Source organism: Pseudomonas sp. BF-RE-21 (assembly GCF_019947305.1).
GTDB classification, from domain to species: domain Bacteria; phylum Pseudomonadota; class Gammaproteobacteria; order Pseudomonadales; family Pseudomonadaceae; genus Aquipseudomonas; species Aquipseudomonas migulae.
This window is the reverse complement of the sequence record NZ_JAGYGF010000037.1, coordinates 1-17,274: the sequence shown is the minus strand read 5'-3', so window position 1 is coordinate 17,274 and position 17,274 is coordinate 1. Positions and strand designations below refer to the sequence as shown.

Here is a 17,274-nt window from a genome sequence, read left to right as displayed (position 1 = left end):
TAGCCCGTTTCTTACCGCAAGGAGCCGCTCGGAACGCCGATGCGCCAAATCTGGAAACCCTTTCGAGCGCTGTATTTCGCCTCGCTGATGATGTTGATCGGCTCCGGCTTGCTGAGTACTTACCTGGGCTTGCGCCTGGCGGCCGACCATGTCGACAGCCTGTGGGTCGGTGCGTTGATGGCGGCCAACTATTTCGGCCTGGTGCTGGGGGGCAAGATCGGTCACCGGTTGATAGCCCGGGTCGGGCATATCCGGGCTTATTCGGCCTGCGCCGGGATTGTCGGCGCGGCGGTGCTGGGCCATGGTCTGGTGGACTGGCTGCCGGCGTGGATATTCCTGCGGGTCATCGTCGGTCTCGGCATGATGTGCCAGTACATGGTCATCGAAAGCTGGCTCAATGAGCAGGCCGAAGCCTCGCAGCGCGGCACGGTGTTCAGCGGTTACATGATCGCTTCTTATCTTGGCCTGGTGCTGGGGCAGCTGATTCTGGTCATGCACCCGGGCCTCGGTCTGGAGCTGTTGATGCTGGTCGCCCTGTGCTTTGCCCTGTGCCTGGTGCCGGTGGCCCTGACACGGCGGATTCACCCGGCGCCGCTGCATCCGGCGCCGATGGAGCCGCGCTTCTTTATCAAGCGCGTGCCGCAGTCGTTGAGTACGGTGCTGGGGGCGGGGCTGATCATCGGCTCGTTCTACGGTCTGGCGCCGCTGTATGCCTCGCAGCAAGGGTTGTCCACGGAGCAGGTCGGTCTGTTCATGGGTAGCTGCATTTTTGCCGGCCTGTTGGTGCAGTGGCCGTTGGGCTGGTTGTCCGACCGTTATGACCGGGCGCTGTTGATCCGCTGTTTTGCGCTGGTACTGGCCCTCGCCGCGTTGCCGCTGGCGATCATGAAGCAGGTGCCGCTGGAGGTGTTGTTCATCACCGGTTTTATCTGCTCGCTGGTGAAGTTTTGCCTGTACCCGCTGGCGGTCGCGTTTTCCAATGATCACGTCGAGGCTGATCGGCGGGTGTCACTGACGGCGATGTTGCTGGTGACCTACGGTGTTGGCGCGAGTATCGGACCGTTGGTCGCCGGGGTACTGATGAAGATGTTCGGCAGTCAGATGCTCTACGCCTTCTTCAGTTTCTTTGCGTTGGTGCTGGTGTGGCGGATCCGCCCGAAAGCGGTGACCAACCTGCATCAGGTGGACGACGCGCCGCTGCATCACGTCGCCATGCCGGACAGCATGTCGAGTTCGCCGCTGGTGGCTTGCCTTGATCCACGGGTCGATGAGCAAGTGGTGCAGGACCAGATGCAGAGCCCGGCCAATCCTGATCCGGCTCCTGAGTCGGAGGCCGAGACACCCACCACTCCACCTCCGGAGGACCCTGACGCGGGCCGCGAGCAAAGCTTCACCGAGGCCAGGCCTTAAATCGGGGCATAAAAAACGGGCAGTCACCGCAAGGGACTGCCCGTTTTTTATGGGTGCTTGAATTACAGGTCGTCTTTGTCGAAACGTCGTGCTTCGCGCTGAAGTTGGTAGACGAAACGCTCGACCTGACGCTGCACCAGGCCGCTCATGTTATGAAAGCGGATGCCGGCGAAGGTGGTGGAGATTCTTTCTTCGAAGTGCAGATAACGCAGTTCGACCGGTGCCGTCATTTTGCCAAAGGGCAGGGCGGCGGCGAAGCGGTCGTAGACCTGGCCCAATTGCAGGCTGCCGGTGATGTCGCCTTCAAAGCGCAGCTTGCAGCCGGTGGCGGAGATGTCCAACAGCTTGCCGCTGATCGGCGCCTTGAGCTTTTCACCGTCCAGATCGACGTTGACCAGTTGGGCCAGCTTCAAGGCTGCGCGGAAGGCATTGCGGCGCTGGTGATAAACCACTTCATTCGGCAGCGGGCCACGATAGCAGCGGCTGTCACCGGACTCGTCGATGGTCAGTTGACCGTTGCTTTCCCAGGCAATGCGCACGCCTTCGTGAAAGCCTTCGACCTTGAACGGTTCGCCGGCCAGCATGAAGCGCTCACCGTCACGCGGGATCATTTCGTCGAGCGCGATGGTGCCGCGCTCGCGGTCCACGTCCACCAGATAGCTCTGGAAGCGCTGGGTGCGCTCATGAAAGGTGATGATCAGCGGATCATGGCTTTCTTGCAGTTGGCGCAGGTTGCCGGAGATTTCCAACGGTGTGGTAAGCACCTTGGGTGGCTGCGGGGCATCTTCCGCGGTTAAGGCATTGGACACGGTTCATCAATCTCCAGACAAAATATGACTACGGCTGGCCAGTATATTGCCAGCATGTTGCGAGTCTTGATAGGGCGCGGTCATTTGCGGGCTCAAGCCTGACTGAGCGGGCGCGGCTTCGCAAGCTTGGCGGTTGATCCGCGGGCGTCATAAAGCGCTGGCGGTTCACCGCCGGTCAGGATTTTCAGCTGATTGGCCGTGGCGGCCTGCTGGACCAGGATGGACTGGCCATTATTGGCGTTCGCCGCCTGGCATTGAGCCAGTAGATCGGTCAGCACATCGCTCTGGGCCAGCAACTGCTCGCCAATGCTCGAATGGCTGGCGAGTTGCTCCAGGCCGTTGCGATTGGTCGGCAGGTTGAGGCTGGCGAGGATTTCGCTGCGCTTGCGGCCATGCTGTTCAAGCAGAATGATCAATGCCTGTTTCTGCGCCAGAATCTCTTCGAGCAGTGGCATGTCCCGACCGTGCAAGGCGAGGGACTCGGTTTGCAGTAACTCAAGCAAGTGTTGCGCTGGAGCAAAGTCGTCGGTGATCAGTTGCAGTAAATTAGTGTCTTGCATGGCTGGCCTTGGGTTTTAAGCGTCCAAAAGCCTGGCGCGGGCCGTAGCCTAGCGCTGGGCTTCGAAGTTGAGCAGTTTGCTGGCTACACGGCTGCTGTCGACTTTATAGCTGCCATCGGCAATCGCTGCTTTCAACTCGGCCACACGGGCGTTGTCGACGGCAGGCTGATCGCGCAGCTTGTCAGTGACCTGTTGCAACTGTTGAGCCTCATTGCTGAGGTGTACCGATTCCCCGCTTTTGATGGCAGTGGCCTGTTCGGCCGGGGTATTCAGCGGCGCGGATTTGCCGGCTTCGGCAGGTTCCTTGGCAACGCTGGTACGTGTACTGCCCGTAAGTGGCGAGGAGCTGTTCAAACGGCTGAAATCGATGACCATGGTAAAAAACCTCTGAGTATTTGGACGCTTGCCATGTTTTCGGCTCTCCCTGTGAAAACTTTAGACCCATTTATCAAATGGGCCCGCATGCGCCAGCACTTCTCCTGCATGCGGCACAGTTTAGGGAACAGCCTCGGGCAACGCCACATCTTCACGAACAGAGAATCCTACATGGACACTTCCACCTGACCTGGCGCGGTAACCTGCGCCTTGATGACCCGTTTGGAATTGAGGTTTTTCACCCGTATCTGCTCGGCCATGCCGCCGTTGGACAGGGCCTCGCCGGGCATTCGCACGCTGAGCGTACCACTGCGGGCGGTAATCACCACCTGATCGCCTTTGCTAATGACTTCCGCCTGTTCGAGATGAACCAGGGTAATCACCTGGTCGGTGACCATTGGTCGGGTAAGTCGCTGGCCGATCGCCTGGTCTACGGATGTGAAGTAGCCCTGGCCGATCAGGCTGATGTCACGCTCGCGCAGCGTCACGTCATCGGGCTCGACAATCCCTGCGCGACGCAGGGGTCGGGTGACGGTCACAACGTCGCGAAACAGCCGGACTTGAGCGGGTACGAAGACTGTCCAGGGTGATGCCCCCTCGCAGCGAACCTTGACCGTGACCCGGCCCAGCGGCTTGGCCGGACTCTCGAGGCTGGCTGTCAATTCCTTGTCGCACATGGGCATGCGCAGTCGCTGGTCGAGCTGGTTGACCTGGATTTCGTAGCGACCTTCCGTTTGACTGGTAGCCAGATAGTCTTCTACGGTGAATTCAAGAAAGCCCTGGGTGACGCCGATAAGCATGTCAGGCAAGGTAACTGCGTCAGCAAAGGCAGGGCTGCCAGCGTTGAACAGGCAAACGGCCGACACTGCACAGAGCAATCTGCGGATAGGTGATGTCAGGCGTCGGAAAAATGTCGGTTCTGTGTTCATAAAAGTTAAAAAGCAAGCGCCGTGCCGTTTAGTGATGAATGTGCGTCGCAACACACTTAGCGTTGGTGTAGGAGTCTGGGCATGGCTGGTGTAATGGATTCGGTAAACCAGCGCACGCAACTGGTAGGGCAGAATCGCCTGGAGCTGTTGTTGTTCCGTCTCGACGGCCAGCAGCTGTACGGGATCAACGTGTTCAAGGTTCGCGAGGTGCTGCAATGCCCCAAGCTGACCCTGATGCCCAAGTCCAGTCCTGTCGTGTGCGGTGTGGCAAATATCCGGGGGGCGACCATTCCGATCCTTGATCTGGCAATGGCGACCGGTTCCGGGGCGCTAAAAGATCAAAGCAATCCGTTCGTAATCATCACGGAGTACAACACCAAGACCCAGGGTTTCCTGGTGCGCTCGGTGGAACGCATCGTCAACATGAACTGGGAGGAGATTCATCCGCCTCCCAAGGGCACCGGACGCGATCATTACCTGACGGCTGTGACTCGGGTCGACAATCAGTTAGTCGAAATCATCGACGTCGAGAAGATCCTGGCGGAAGTGGCGCCGACACCGGAAGCGATTTCCGTCGGCGTGGTCGATGTCGAAACCCAGCACAAGGCGCTGTCGCTGCGGGTGCTGACGGTCGATGACTCGTCGGTGGCGCGTAAGCAGGTCACGCGTTGCCTGCAAACGGTCGGTGTCGAAGTGGTGGCGTTGAACGACGGACGGCAAGCGCTGGAATACCTGCGCAAACTGGCCGATGAGGGTAAGAAGCCGGAAGAAGAGTTCCTGATGATGATCTCCGACATCGAGATGCCGGAGATGGACGGGTACACCCTGACGGCCGAGATCCGCAACGACCCTCGCATGCAAAAGCTTCATATCATCCTGCATACTTCGTTGTCGGGTGTGTTCAATCAGGCGATGGTCAAGAAAGTCGGTGCCGATGACTTCCTGGCCAAATTCCGTCCTGATGACCTGGCATCCCGGGTAGTTGACCGGATCAAAGCAGCAGACATCAGCTAGGGGCCTTTTGCCCCTGGTGATTAACACGATTTAAGAGGCGGCATCTTTGTCTACGGGTAATTTGGATTTCGAACAGTTCCGGGTCTTCCTGGAAAAAGCCTGTGGCATTTTGCTCGGTGAAAACAAGCAGTACCTGGTCTCGAGCCGTCTCAACAAACTGATGGAACAGCAAGGCATCAAGTCCCTGGGTGAGCTGGTTCAGCGCATCCAGACCCAGCCGCGCAGCGGTTTGCGTGAGTTGGTGGTCGATGCCATGACGACCAACGAAACCCTGTGGTTTCGTGACACCTATCCGTTTGAAGTCTTGAAGAACAAGGTACTGCCCGAAGCGATCAAGGCGGCTCCGGGGCAACGCTTGCGAATCTGGTCGGCGGCCTGCTCGTCGGGTCAGGAACCGTATTCGCTGTCGATGTCCATCGACGAGTTCGAGCGGGTCAATATGGGCCAGTTGAAGATGGGTGTGCAGATCGTTGCCACTGACCTGTCCGGCACCATGCTGACCAACTGCAAGACTGGCGAGTACGACAGCCTGGCCATCGGCCGCGGGTTGTCGCCCGAGCGTCTTCAACGTTATTTCGACCCGAAAGGGCCGGGGCGCTGGGCCATCAAGGCGCCGATCAAGAGTCGGGTGGAGTTTCGCTCGTTCAACCTGCTGGACAGCTACGCGAGCCTCGGCAAGTTCGACATCGTGTTCTGCCGCAATGTGCTGATCTACTTCTCCGCCGAGGTGAAGAAAGACATCCTGTTGCGCATCCACAGCACGTTGAAGCCTGGCGGTTATCTGTTCCTTGGCGCGTCCGAAGCGCTGAACGGTTTGCCGGATCATTACCAGATGGTCCAGTGCAGCCCGGGGATCATTTACCAGGCTAAGTGATGGGTTGGTGGTGGTTTGAAAAACGGGAGTCCTTGGGGGCTCCCGTTTTTTTTTGTCTGCTGTGTTGGTGTGTATATCCGTTTCTGGGGTTATGGCGGCTGGCGGTTTCGCCCTTACGGCGAGTCACTTGGAAGAGCCCCAAGTAACCAAGGGCTCTTGCCCCTTTCGTTCGGTGGCTCGCTAATGCTCGCCATGCCCTCGCTCCGGTCCTGCTCCGTGGGCCCGCCGCCATCGGCCATCCATGGCCGGGGGCGGCTAACCCGGCATCCATGCCGGGTTGCCCACTGCGCAGAACCTGCGCTCGGCCTCTCGAGGGGGCGCTCAGATCAAAAGCGAAAGGCGAGCTAACGCTCGGCCTGATGAGTGGTGGGAATCAAAAGCGTACGTGCCCCCTGTAGGAGCCGGCTTGCCGGCGAAAGTCGTCTAGACACCGCGTTCATTCAGACAGCCCGCGTTATCGTTGACCTCCATCGCTGGCAAGCCAGCTCCTACAATTTTGAATCGTGTGAACCCAATCCCCTGTAGGAGCCGGCTTGCCGGCGAAAATCGTCGGGGCAGCGCGTTCATTCAGACAGCCCGCGTTATCGTTAACCTCCATCGCTGGCAAGCCAGCTCCTACAGTTTTGAATCGTGTGAACCCAATCCATTGTAGGAGCCGGCTTGCTGCGGGCGGCGTTCCGACGATAGCGGTGGGTCGGCGACACATGTATCGCCTGAAAGGACGCCATCGCCAGCAAGCCGGCTCCTACAGGGGGTCGGTGTTCAAGTCCGGAACGAGTGAGCGCAGTAGAGAAGGAGAGCGCGCACGACTGAGAGCCAGGTCGGCTTTCAGGCCGCCTCGGCGGCTGTGGCGGTAGTCGCCCCCTCGAGAGGCCGAGTGGAGGTTCTGCGCAGTGGGCAACCCGGCATGGATGCCGGGTTAGCCGCCCCCGGCCATGGATGGCCGATGGCGGCGGGCCCACGGAGCAGGACCGGAGCGAGGGCATGCCGAGCCTAGGCGAGGCACCGAACGAAAGGGGCAAAAGCGCTTTGGTTACTTTCGCGCTTTTCGAAAGTGACTCGCCGTAAGGGCGAAACCAATAGCCGCCGTTACCCCCAAAACGGATATGTACACAAACCCACAACCCAAGAGCCCAAAACCGAAAGCGGCAGAAAAGCGGCAGACGGCGGAAACCCGTTGCCGCTTTTCTGGCATTGCCGCCTTGCCCAAGCCCGCAAAGCCCCGGTTTACGGGCTTTTTTGAATTGGCACGCCGCTTGCTATATCCATCGTACGAAAAATCAGGTCACCCGAAGGTTTCCCGACATGAGCATCAGCTTCGATAAAGCGCTCGGTATCCACGAACAAGCCCTGGGCTTCCGCGCCCAGCGTGCCGAAGTCCTGGCCAACAACATCGCCAACGCCGACACCCCGAACTACAAGGCTCGGGATCTGGACTTCTCGAAAGTGCTCGCCGAGCAGAACGAGAAAACCAAGAGCGGCACATTCGCCTTGAACATGACCAACAACCGTCATATCGAAGCCGAAGGCATGGGCAATGGCGACGAGTCGCTGCTGTATCGCACGCCGATGCAACCGTCGATTGACCAGAACACCGTGGACGCCCAGCTGGAACAGTCGAACTACGCGGAAAACGCGATCAACTTCCAGGCCAGCTTCACCTTGCTCAACAGCAAATTCAAAGGGCTGATGTCAGCCATTCGCGGAGAGTAAGACATGTCTCTATCCAGTGTTTTCAACATTGCCGGTAGCGGCATGAGCGCGCAAACCACGCGCTTGAACACCGTGGCCTCGAACATCGCCAACGCCGAGACCGTCTCGTCGAGCATCGACCAGACCTATCGCGCACGTCATCCGGTGTTCGCCACCATGTTCCAGGGCGGGCAGAGCGGCGGCAGCGATTCGTTGTTCCAGAACCAGGACGCGGCCGGTCAGGGCGTGCAAGTGCTGGGCGTGGTCGAAGACCAGAGCAATCTGGAAGCGCGCTATGAGCCGAACCACCCGGCGGCCGACGCCAAGGGCTACGTCTACTACCCGAACGTCAACGTGGTTGAAGAAATGGCCGACATGATTTCCGCGAGCCGTTCGTTCCAGACCAACGCCGAAATGATGAACACCGCCAAAACCATGATGCAGAAGGTCCTGACCCTCGGTCAGTGATAAGGGGCGACTCAGATGAGTGTTACCGATACCACCAGCGGCATTAGCCTCAAAGACATCCTGGCCAACTCTTCGATCAAGACCAACACCAGTGCCGACGGCCTGGCGTCCGCCACCAACAGCGCCACCGGCAAAAAGGCCCTGGGCAAGGACGCGTTCCTGCAGTTGCTGGTGACACAGCTGAAGAACCAGAACCCGCTGGAGCCGCAGGACAACGGCGAGTTCGTTGCCCAGTTGGCGCAGTTCAGCAGCCTGGAAGGCATCACCACGCTCAACACCACCGTGAGTGGCCTGGCCAGCAATTACAACTCGTCCCAGGCCCTGCAGGCTTCGTCGCTGGTCGGGCGTTCGGTCATCGCGCCGAGCGAGAAGGCCGTGGTCGATACCTCCAAGAGCTTCAACGGGACCATCGCGGTTCCGGCCTCGGTGGACCCGGTGAAAGTGAAGATTACCGACGCCGATGGCAAGGTCATCCGCACCATCGACCTGGGCAGCCAAAAAGCCGGCAGCGCCAGTTTCATCTGGGACGGCAAGAACGATGCAGGCGAAGTGGCCAAGGCGGGTACGTACACCTTCGGCGCCACCGCAACTTACGACGGCAAGGCGACTTCGCTGGTGACGTACCTGCCGGCGACTGTCAGCAGCGTGACCATCAGCCAGACCGGCGGTGAGTTGATGCTCAATCTCGCCGGTGGGGGCAGCATCGCCCTGTCCAAAGTACAAACAATTGGTATGTAGAGCCGACTAACACGGCACAAAGGAGTGGAATATGTCTTTCAATATCGGCCTTAGCGGTCTCTATGCAGCCAACAAACAACTGGACGTGACCGGCAACAACATCGCCAACGTCGCGACCACCGGTTTCAAATCGTCCCGTGCGGAATTCTCGGACGTTTACTCGGCCACCAAGCTGGGTTCCGGCAGCAAAACCATTGGTAACGGCGTGCGCCTGGCCAACGTTTCCCAACAGTTCACCCAGGGCGACGTCAACAACACCGGCAACGTGCTGGACATGGGCATCAACGGTTCCGGCTTCTTCGTGCTGAACGACAACGGCTCGCTGTCCTATACCCGTGCCGGTACGTTCAAGGTCGACAAGGACGGTTACGTCACCAACACCGACGGCACTTCGCGTCTGCAAGGTTACGGCGTGGACGCCAACGGCAAGATCATCAACGGCGTGTTGACCGACCTGCGTATCGATACTTCGAACCTGGCGCCAAAAAACACCTCCACGGTGTCGTCGACGATCAACCTGAACTCCACCGCACCGGTTATCGATCAGGTTGCCACCCCGTTTGATTCGACCAAAGAAGCCACCTTCACCAAACAGTTCAGTACCCCGATTTATGACACTCAGGGTAACAAGCACGTCATGGACCAATACATGGTCAAGACCGGGGCGAACACCTGGAAAACCTACACCCTGATTGATGGTCGCAACCCGAATGGCACCGACCCTAGTCCTACCGCGGTTCCGTTGAACCTGCCGGTCGCTTCGACCATGGTGTTCGATACCTCGGGCAATCTGGTTTCGGTTACCACTCCGGCCGTTCCGACGCCGATCGTCAGCCCTGACCTGAGGGTCACCGGCTGGATTCCCGGTGACGTGAAAAATGGCGTGTGGACAGCGAACGGCGCTACTTCCGGCGTCGTTACGGTCTCCATGGCCAAAACCTCGCAATACAATGCTGACACCGCACGTTCGATTCCTACGCAGAACGGCTACGCCACCGGCCAGATCACCAACCTGACCATCGATGGTAGCGGTATCATGCTGGCCAACTTCAGCAACAGCCAGACCAAGGCCATCGGCCAGATCTCGCTCGCCAGCTTCACCAACGAGCAAGGTCTGCAGCCAGTAGGCGGCACCAGCTGGAAAGAAACCTACGCGTCGGGTATCCCGGGCTACGATGCGCCGAACACCGGCACCTTGGGCGAGATCCACTCCAACTCCCTGGAAGAGTCCAACGTCAACCTGACCAGCGAACTGGTCGACCTGATCAAGGCGCAGAGCAACTACCAGGCGAACGCCAAGACCATCTCGACTCAAAGCACCATCATGCAGACCATCATTCAGATGACCTGATGCTGGATAGCGCTGCATAAAAAGCCCCTCGTAAGAGGGGTTTTTTTATGGCTGGGATTTTGTGTTGTCAGGGAGGGCCTCTTCGCGGGCAAGCCTCGCTCCTACAGGTTTAATTGCGAACAACATCGAACTTGTAGGAGCGAGGCTTGCCCGCGAAGGCGTCATACCAGTCACCACATTTCCATGGGCAAAAGAAAACCCCCGACCAATCCAGAGGACCGATCGGGGGTTGTCGGGTAAGCGCCTTTCAGCGCCTACCGGCTCAGCTTATTGGCAAGCTTCGCAATCCGGCTCGTCGATGGCGCAAGCCTTCGGCACTGGAGCAGGACCGGCAGGAGCTGCCAGGACCGAATCTTCACCGTGGTTGCCGCCGCTGGAAACAGCGTTCAGCTTGCCGGTGTTGATGGTCGACTTCTCGGTGCTGGTCGCGGCCAGGGCACGGAGGTAGTAAGTGGTTTTCAGACCACGGTACCAGGCCATGCGGTAGGTCACGTCCAGCTTCTTGCCCGAGGCGCCGGCGATGTACAGGTTCAGCGACTGAGCCTGGTCGATCCACTTCTGACGACGGCTTGCCGCGTCGACGATCCACTTGGTGTCCACTTCGAAGGCAGTCGCGTAGAGCTCTTTGAGTTCTTGCGGGATGCGCTCGATCTGCTGCACCGAACCGTCGTAGTACTTCAGGTCGTTGATCATGACCGAGTCCCACAGACCGCGAGCCTTCAGGTCGCGAACCAGGTACGGGTTGATCACGGTGAATTCGCCCGACAGGTTCGATTTCACGTAGAGGTTCTGGTAGGTCGGTTCGATCGACTGCGAGACGCCAGTGATGTTGGCGATGGTCGCGGTCGGTGCGATGGCCATGATATTGGAGTTACGAATGCCTTTCTGTACACGGGCGCGAACCGGTGCCCAGTCCAGGGATTCGTTCAGGTCAACGTCGATGTACTTCTGGCCGCGCTGCTCGATCAGGATCTGTTGCGAATCCAGCGGCAGGATGCCTTTGGACCACAGCGAACCCTGGAACGTCTCGTATGCGCCGCGCTCGTCGGCCAGGTCGCAGGAAGCCTGGATCGCGTAGTAGCTGACCGCTTCCATCGACTTGTCGGCGAACTCGACGGCAGCGTCGGAACCGTAAGGAATGTGCTGCAGGTACAAAGCGTCCTGGAAGCCCATGATGCCCAGGCCGACCGGACGGTGCTTGAAGTTGGAGTTCTTCGCTTGCGGCACCGAGTAGTAGTTGATGTCGATAACGTTATCGAGCATGCGAACAGCGGTGTTCACGGTGCGTTCCAGCTTGGCGGTGTCCAGCTTGCCGTTGACGATGTGGTTCGGCAGGTTGATCGAGCCCAGGTTGCAAACGGCGATCTCGTCCTTGTTGGTGTTCAAGGTGATCTCGGTGCACAGGTTCGAGCTGTGGACCACGCCAACGTGCTGCTGCGGGCTGCGCAGGTTGCACGGGTCTTTGAAGGTCAGCCATGGGTGGCCGGTTTCAAACAGCATGGACAGCATTTTGCGCCACAGGTCTTTGGCCTGGATGGTCTTGAACAGCTTGACCTTGCCCGGGTACTCGGTCAGGGCTTCGTAGTACTCGTAACGCTCTTCGAAAGCCTTGCCGGTCAGGTCGTGCAGGTCCGGTACTTCGGACGGCGAGAACAGGGTCCACTTGCCGTCATCGAAGACGCGCTTCATGAACAGGTCAGGGATCCAGTTGGCGGTGTTCATGTCGTGGGTACGACGACGATCATCACCGGTGTTCTTGCGGAGTTCGATGAACTCCTCGATGTCCATGTGCCAGGTTTCCAGGTAGGCACATACAGCGCCTTTGCGCTTGCCACCCTGGTTAACGGCAACGGCGGTGTCGTTGACGACTTTCAGGAATGGAACCACGCCCTGGGATTTGCCGTTGGTGCCCTTGATGTACGAACCGAGTGCACGAACCGGGGTCCAGTCGTTGCCCAGGCCGCCGGCGAATTTCGACAACATGGCGTTGTCGTGGATCGCGTGGTAGATGCCCGACAGGTCATCCGGCACGGTGGTCAGGTAGCAGCTGGACAGCTGTGGACGCAGGGTACCGGCGTTGAACAGGGTCGGAGTCGACGACATGTAGTCGAAGGACGACAACAGGTTGTAGAACTCGATCGCACGGTCTTCTTTCTGCTTCTCTTCGATCGCCAGGCCCATGGCCACGCGCATGAAGAAGATTTGCGGCAGTTCGAAGCGGATACCGTCCTTGTGGATGAAGTAACGGTCGTACAGGGTTTGCAGGCCCAGGTAAGTGAACTGCTGATCGCGCTCGTGGTTGATCGCCTTGCCGAGTTTTTCCAGGTCGAAGGTGGCCAGGACCGGGTTCAGCAATTCGAATTCGATACCCTTGGCGATGTACGCAGGCAATGCCTTGGCGTACAGGTCGACCATTTCGTGGTGGGTCGCGCTTTCGGCAACGTTCAGGAAGCTCAGGCCTTCGGCACGCAGGGTGTCCATCAGCAGGCGGGCGGTCACGAACGAGTAGTTCGGCTCACGCTCGACCAGGGTACGAGCGGTCATCACCAGAGCGGTGTTGACGTCGGTCAGGGCCACGCCGTCGTACAGGTTTTTCAGGGTTTCGCGCTGGATCAGGTCGCCGTCGACTTCTTCCAGGCCTTCGCACGCTTCGGTGACGATGGTGTTCAGGCGACCCATGTCCAGCGGTGCAAAAGTGCCGTCGGCGCGGGTGATGCGGATCGACGGGTGAGCGTTGACCGCTTCTTCTGCCGGAGCGTGGGCAGCGCGTTGTTTCGAACGACCGTCGCGGTAGATCACGTAGTCGCGAGCCACTTTCTGCTCACCGGCACGCATCAGGGCCAGTTCGACCTGGTCCTGGATTTCTTCGATGTGGATGGTGCCGCCCGACGGCATGCGACGCTTGAAGGTCGCGGTGACCTGTTCGGTCAGGCGGGCCACGGTGTCATGGATTCGCGACGAAGCGGCAGCGGTGCCGCCTTCAACTGCGAGAAACGCTTTGGTGATCGCGACGGTGATCTTGTCATCGGTGTAAGGAACGACAGTGCCGTTACGCTTGATCACGCGCAGTTGGCCAGGCGCGGTGGCGGACAGATCCGAAGTCGAATCAGCGGCCTGCGGCAAAGTGCCCTGCGGGTTCTCGCGAGTTGTGTCGGTTTGCATGGGGGGTTGTCTCCACATTCTCTATGTTTGTTTGGGCACCATCACGGTGCCCACCGTTCCGTCCTGAAGCACTACAACCGGCTGGGCCGGGCATACCAACTTCGGGACAGATCAGGAAGGGGGCTGTTGGGGCGCCGCTTCCATGCCGAAGTCTTTGGTCCCAGGCCTTGAGCCTGACACCAGGATCCTTTTGGGTGACAGTAATCGACTGCAACACCCGTACCGTTAACGCCGTTTCCGGCTCAAAAACAGTAGCCATCCGCACGCGCGGTTTGGTCTTTCGAAAATACGTTTGGTTCAACCGGAAAGAGGCAATAAAAGCGCTTGAAATCGGTGTCCGGTTTGTGTTTGGTTTTTGGCGTAAAACCCTACATGTAGGGTTTTTTTCGCGCCGGGGTACAAGATAATGCGTTTCGGAGGGTGTTGCAACGTACTACCTGTGGATAAACCTGTGCGTAAATTGTGTGTGAAAGGTGGAACGAGCGTGTAGGCCGCGACCTAGCTGGAGCGGACTGTTTTTCGCTGATTTTCAGCGATTGAAAACAGTCATTCGGATTTTTAAGGGCGCGAACCCTATCACAAAAAACCGGGTTGTCCGAACGCATTTGCCGGCTTGTGTTCTCGGCGGGCGACGTTTATACAATCGGCCGATGGTTACGCATTCTTATCCTCCCCAATCATTACAAAAAGACGGGCGGATCCTTCCTTATTAGTGTTGTTGGCAAGCAGAGGTCACCGTGGAGCAAGAAGCCTGGCAGGTATTGATAGTGGAAGACGACCAGCGTCTGGCCGAACTGACCCGCGAATACCTGGAGGCCAATGGCCTGCGTGTGTCGATCGAAGGCAACGGCGCCCTGGCGGCCGCACGCATCATCAAGGAGAAACCGGACCTGGTGATCCTCGACCTGATGCTGCCGGGCGAAGACGGCCTGAGCATTTGCCGCAAGGTCCGTGACAAATACGACGGGCCGATCCTGATGCTCACCGCGCGTACCGACGACACCGATCAGATCCTCGGCCTCGACCTGGGCGCCGACGATTACGTCTGCAAACCGGTTCGCCCACGCCTGCTGCTTGCCCGCATCCAGGCCCTGTTGCGGCGCAGTGAAGCGCCTGAACCCGTCCCGGAAAAACAACGGCGCCTGCAATTCGGCCCGCTGGTGGTGGACAACGCCTTGCGTGAAGCCTGGCTGCATGACAACGGCATCGAGCTGACCAGCGCCGAGTTCGACCTGCTGTGGCTGTTGGTGGCCAATGCCGGGCGCATCCTCTCTCGTGAAGAGATTTTCACCGCACTGCGCGGCATCGGCTATGACGGCCAGGACCGCTCCATCGACGTGCGCATCTCGCGCATCCGGCCGAAGATCGGCGATGACCCGGATCATCCGCGCCTGATCAAGACCATCCGCAGCAAAGGCTACCTGTTCGTGCCGGAAGCCTGCGTAGATCCGTCGCTGTGAACTCGATCTTCCTGCGCATCTATGGCGGCATGTGCGCGGCGCTGATTCTGGTGGCGGTGCTCGGCGTGCTGGCCCTGCACATGCTCAACCAGGTGCGCAGCGAGCAATACCGCGAGCGCCTGGCCCATGGCACGTTCTCGCTGATGGCCGACAACCTGCAACCGATGAACGAAACCCAGCGTCACCGCGCCTTGCTGGTGTGGGAACGCCTGCTCGGGATTCCGTTGGCGCTGAAGACCTTCGCCCAGACCGACCTCGACCTGACTCAGCGCACCCGCGTGCTGCGCGGTCAGGCACTGGTGGAGCAGACCGGTCCGCATGCAGCGAAGGTCTATCGACTGATCAGCGACAAGGAGCAGTTGGTGCTCACGGGGGAAGTGCAGCAGATCAGCGAGCAACTGGCCCGCGCAACTATTTACCTGCTCGCCGATGAGCTGGTGCGCGTGCCGGTGGCCGAGCAGCCCAAGCGTCTGGCGCAGTTGAAAGAAGACAAGGGGTTTGGTTTCGACTTGCGGCTGGTCACGGTCGGCGAAGCGGACATGGACGAAGACCAGAGCCGTCGGGTGGCCGAAGGCGATACGGTAATGGCGCTGGGCAAGGGCGGCGATTCGATCCGGGTGTTTGCCGGCATGGTCGGCACGCCGTGGGTGCTGGAAATCGGTCCGCTGTATCAGATGAATCCTTACCCGCCGGAGTGGCTGGTGCTGATCGCGGCGCTGGGCTTGAGCCTGATCGGGTTGATCGTCTATCTCTTGGTGCGGCAACTGGAGCGTCGTTTGCGCGGGCTCGAAGCGGCCGCCACGCGCATCGCCAAAGGCAGCCTGGAAACCCGCGTGCCGGCGCGCGGCGCCGACTCGGTGGGACGCCTGGCCTCGGCGTTCAACGGCATGGCCGAGCACTTGCAGCAGTTGCTGGCGATCCAGCGTGAACTGGTACGCGCGGTGTCCCACGAATTGCGCACGCCGGTGGCGCGGCTGCGTTTCGGCCTGGAGATGATCGGCTCGGCCACCACGCCGCAGGCGCTGGAGAAGTACCGCGAGGGCATGGATCACGACATTGAAGACCTTGATCGGCTGGTGGACGAGATGCTCACTTACGCGCGGCTGGAACAGGGTTCGCCCGCGCTGAATTTCCAGCGGATCGACCTGGATGCGCTGGTCAATCAAGTGATCGAAGAATTGGCGCCCTTGCGCGCCGACGTCACGGTGCAGCGCGGTCTGTGCCTCTCGGCCGCCGATTGCGATGATGCCTGGGTCGAGGCCGAACCCCGTTACCTGCACCGGGCGATCCAGAACCTGGTGAGCAACGCCATGCGCCATGCCTCATCGCGGGTGACCGTCAGCTATCAGGTCGGGCAGCAGCGTTGTCGGGTGGACATCGAGGACGACGGGCCGGGTGTGCCGGAATCCGCGTGGGAGAAAATCTTTACACCGTTCCTGCGTCTCGATGACAGCCGAACCCGTGCTTCGGGCGGGCATGGGTTGGGGCTGTCGATCGTGCGGCGGATCATCCATTGGCATGACGGGCGAGCGTTGATCAGCAAGAGCAAGAGCCTGGGTGGGGCGTGTTTCAGTTTGAGTTGGCCGCGCAATCAGGAGAAGCGTTGAGATTGGCGGTGAATGGTCTGCCGCCATCGCGAGCAGGCTCGCTCCCACAGGGGATTTTCGGTGTGGCATAGATCCAGTGTGGGAGCGAGCCTGCTCGCGATGAGGCCCGAACCGACGCCGTAAATCTTCAGGCCTTGATACTCACCAAACTCAACAACTGCCCATCCTTCACCCCGAACTGCGCATCCAGCTCGGTGCCATGGCGCCATTCACTGGAAAGATCCGTCAGCAATCGCAACCGCACCTCACCCGCTTCGGACCACTCCAGCACCTCGGCATGCTCGAAGTAGAAGCGCTGCTGAACAATCGGATACAGCGCCTTGAACAGACTCTCCTTCACCGAAAACGTCAGCGTCACCAGCAGCGCCAGTTGATCGCGATGGCCTGCCGCCATGCGTTGTAACTCCGGCGGGGTGAGAATTTCCCCGGCCAGGCGCTCGGCCCGTTCAGGGTTGAGCAGGTTTTCCAGGTCCATCCCCAGGCCGCGCCAGTGGGTTTTCTGCGCGACAATCGCCGCAGCGCGGCCGGTGCTGTGGGTGATCGAGCCGCAGATGTGCGCGGGCCAGACCGGTGCCCGGTCTTCGCCAATGGCCGGGGTAAAATTCAGCCCTTCCAAGCGCTGCAACGCGGCGCGAGCGCAAACCCGGCCGGCGAGAAACTCGGCCTGACGTTTGGCCACCGAACGCCGGATGGTCGCGGGCGGCTCGATGGCGCTGCGCTGAAAGTCATCGGCGGCCAGTTGCGAGGTGTTGAAGTGCGTGCTCAGCAGCACCGTATCGGGCAATACGAACGGCAGCGGCCAATGGGCATCGAGTGGGGTGCAGC

General features: G+C 59.7%; 15 protein-coding genes. 9 read left to right on the top strand and 6 right to left on the bottom strand.

Features of this window, described 5'->3' with window-relative positions:
* Positions 1 to 39: 39 nt before the first annotated feature.
* Complete coding sequence (locus KGB25_RS20970) at positions 40 to 1,410, top strand: MFS transporter (RefSeq protein ID WP_223436521.1); 1,371 nt, start codon at positions 40 to 42, stop codon at positions 1,408 to 1,410.
* 62 nt (positions 1,411 to 1,472) lie between these two features.
* Here the strand turns inward: KGB25_RS20970 and KGB25_RS20965 are convergent, their stop codons facing one another.
* The 4 genes from KGB25_RS20965 to flgA form a co-directional block, all read right to left on the bottom strand.
* A complete protein-coding gene (locus KGB25_RS20965) occupies positions 1,473 to 2,219 on the bottom strand; it encodes a flagellar brake protein (RefSeq protein ID WP_207285400.1) in 747 nt (248 codons plus the stop codon).
* Positions 2,220 to 2,311: 92 nt separating this feature from the next.
* Positions 2,312 to 2,779, bottom strand: a complete 468-nt coding sequence (locus tag KGB25_RS20960) for a flagella synthesis protein FlgN (RefSeq protein WP_008038443.1) — start codon at positions 2,777 to 2,779, stop codon at positions 2,312 to 2,314.
* Positions 2,780 to 2,827: 48 nt separating this feature from the next.
* Positions 2,828 to 3,154 (bottom strand): flagellar biosynthesis anti-sigma factor FlgM, encoded by a 327-nt coding sequence (flgM, locus tag KGB25_RS20955; protein WP_223436519.1) that lies wholly within the window; start codon positions 3,152 to 3,154, stop codon positions 2,828 to 2,830.
* Positions 3,155 to 3,321: 167 nt separating this feature from the next.
* Positions 3,322 to 4,083, bottom strand: coding sequence for a flagellar basal body P-ring formation chaperone FlgA (gene flgA, locus KGB25_RS20950; protein WP_207285399.1), 762 nt, complete (start codon positions 4,081 to 4,083; stop codon positions 3,322 to 3,324).
* Positions 4,084 to 4,164: 81 nt separating this feature from the next.
* On the opposite strand from flgA, the gene KGB25_RS20945 reads away from it, so the two are divergent.
* From KGB25_RS20945 to flgE, 6 genes are all read left to right on the top strand, one after another.
* Positions 4,165 to 5,097: a chemotaxis protein CheV gene (locus tag KGB25_RS20945; protein ID WP_192227951.1), complete on the top strand. Its 933-nt coding sequence runs from the start codon at positions 4,165 to 4,167 to the stop codon at positions 5,095 to 5,097.
* A gap of 46 nt (positions 5,098 to 5,143) precedes the next feature.
* Positions 5,144 to 5,971 (top strand): protein-glutamate O-methyltransferase CheR, encoded by an 828-nt coding sequence (gene cheR / locus KGB25_RS20940; RefSeq protein WP_192227950.1) that lies wholly within the window; start codon positions 5,144 to 5,146, stop codon positions 5,969 to 5,971.
* Positions 5,972 to 7,276: 1,305 nt separating this feature from the next.
* The gene (gene flgB / locus KGB25_RS20935) at positions 7,277 to 7,684 is read left to right on the top strand and encodes a flagellar basal body rod protein FlgB (protein ID WP_008041767.1); all 408 of its coding nucleotides are present in this window, start codon (positions 7,277 to 7,279) and stop codon (positions 7,682 to 7,684) included.
* A 3-nt stretch (positions 7,685 to 7,687) separates the two neighbouring features.
* The gene (flgC, locus tag KGB25_RS20930; protein WP_007937507.1) at positions 7,688 to 8,131 is read left to right on the top strand and encodes a flagellar basal body rod protein FlgC; all 444 of its coding nucleotides are present in this window, start codon (positions 7,688 to 7,690) and stop codon (positions 8,129 to 8,131) included.
* Between the two features lie 15 nt (positions 8,132 to 8,146).
* Positions 8,147 to 8,869: a flagellar hook assembly protein FlgD gene (flgD, locus tag KGB25_RS20925; protein ID WP_223436517.1), complete on the top strand. Its 723-nt coding sequence runs from the start codon at positions 8,147 to 8,149 to the stop codon at positions 8,867 to 8,869.
* 31 nt (positions 8,870 to 8,900) lie between these two features.
* Positions 8,901 to 10,220 carry a flagellar hook protein FlgE gene (gene flgE / locus KGB25_RS20920; RefSeq protein WP_008041765.1) on the top strand — a complete coding sequence of 440 codons (1,320 nt, stop codon included), beginning with the start codon at positions 8,901 to 8,903 and terminating at the stop codon, positions 10,218 to 10,220.
* Positions 10,221 to 10,487: 267 nt separating this feature from the next.
* On the opposite strand, the gene KGB25_RS20915 is transcribed toward flgE, so the two are convergent.
* Positions 10,488 to 13,382, bottom strand: a complete 2,895-nt coding sequence (locus KGB25_RS20915) for a ribonucleoside-diphosphate reductase subunit alpha (RefSeq protein WP_008029373.1) — start codon at positions 13,380 to 13,382, stop codon at positions 10,488 to 10,490.
* A gap of 737 nt (positions 13,383 to 14,119) precedes the next feature.
* On the opposite strand from KGB25_RS20915, the gene KGB25_RS20910 reads away from it, so the two are divergent.
* Entirely contained in the window at positions 14,120 to 14,842 is a 723-nt protein-coding gene (locus KGB25_RS20910) for a response regulator (RefSeq protein WP_008041764.1), read from the top strand.
* On the top strand, positions 14,839 to 16,449 hold the full coding sequence (locus KGB25_RS20905) for an ATP-binding protein (RefSeq protein ID WP_008041763.1): 1,611 nt from the start codon (positions 14,839 to 14,841) through the stop codon (positions 16,447 to 16,449). Before KGB25_RS20910 ends, KGB25_RS20905 begins: the two co-directional genes overlap by 4 nt.
* A 127-nt stretch (positions 16,450 to 16,576) precedes the next feature.
* Here KGB25_RS20905 and KGB25_RS20900 read toward each other — a convergent pair.
* Positions 16,577 to 17,274 (bottom strand): 4'-phosphopantetheinyl transferase (locus tag KGB25_RS20900; RefSeq protein ID WP_223436515.1); only part of this gene is annotated, 698 nt, incomplete at its 5' end.

Coding starts and splice junctions, on each gene's coding strand:
- flgC (WP_007937507.1), top strand. CDS start 7,688: ATGTCTCTATCCAGTGTTTTCAACATTGCCGGTAGCGGCATGAGCGCG.
- flgA (WP_207285399.1), bottom strand. CDS start 4,083: ATGAACACAGAACCGACATTTTTCCGACGCCTGACATCACCTATCCGC.
- flgD (WP_223436517.1), top strand. CDS start 8,147: ATGAGTGTTACCGATACCACCAGCGGCATTAGCCTCAAAGACATCCTG.
- flgM (WP_223436519.1), bottom strand. CDS start 3,154: ATGGTCATCGATTTCAGCCGTTTGAACAGCTCCTCGCCACTTACGGGC.
- KGB25_RS20970 (WP_223436521.1), top strand. CDS start 40: ATGCGCCAAATCTGGAAACCCTTTCGAGCGCTGTATTTCGCCTCGCTG.
- flgB (WP_008041767.1), top strand. CDS start 7,277: ATGAGCATCAGCTTCGATAAAGCGCTCGGTATCCACGAACAAGCCCTG.
- KGB25_RS20945 (WP_192227951.1), top strand. CDS start 4,165: ATGGCTGGTGTAATGGATTCGGTAAACCAGCGCACGCAACTGGTAGGG.
- KGB25_RS20960 (WP_008038443.1), bottom strand. CDS start 2,779: ATGCAAGACACTAATTTACTGCAACTGATCACCGACGACTTTGCTCCA.
- KGB25_RS20915 (WP_008029373.1), bottom strand. CDS start 13,382: ATGCAAACCGACACAACTCGCGAGAACCCGCAGGGCACTTTGCCGCAG.
- flgE (WP_008041765.1), top strand. CDS start 8,901: ATGTCTTTCAATATCGGCCTTAGCGGTCTCTATGCAGCCAACAAACAA.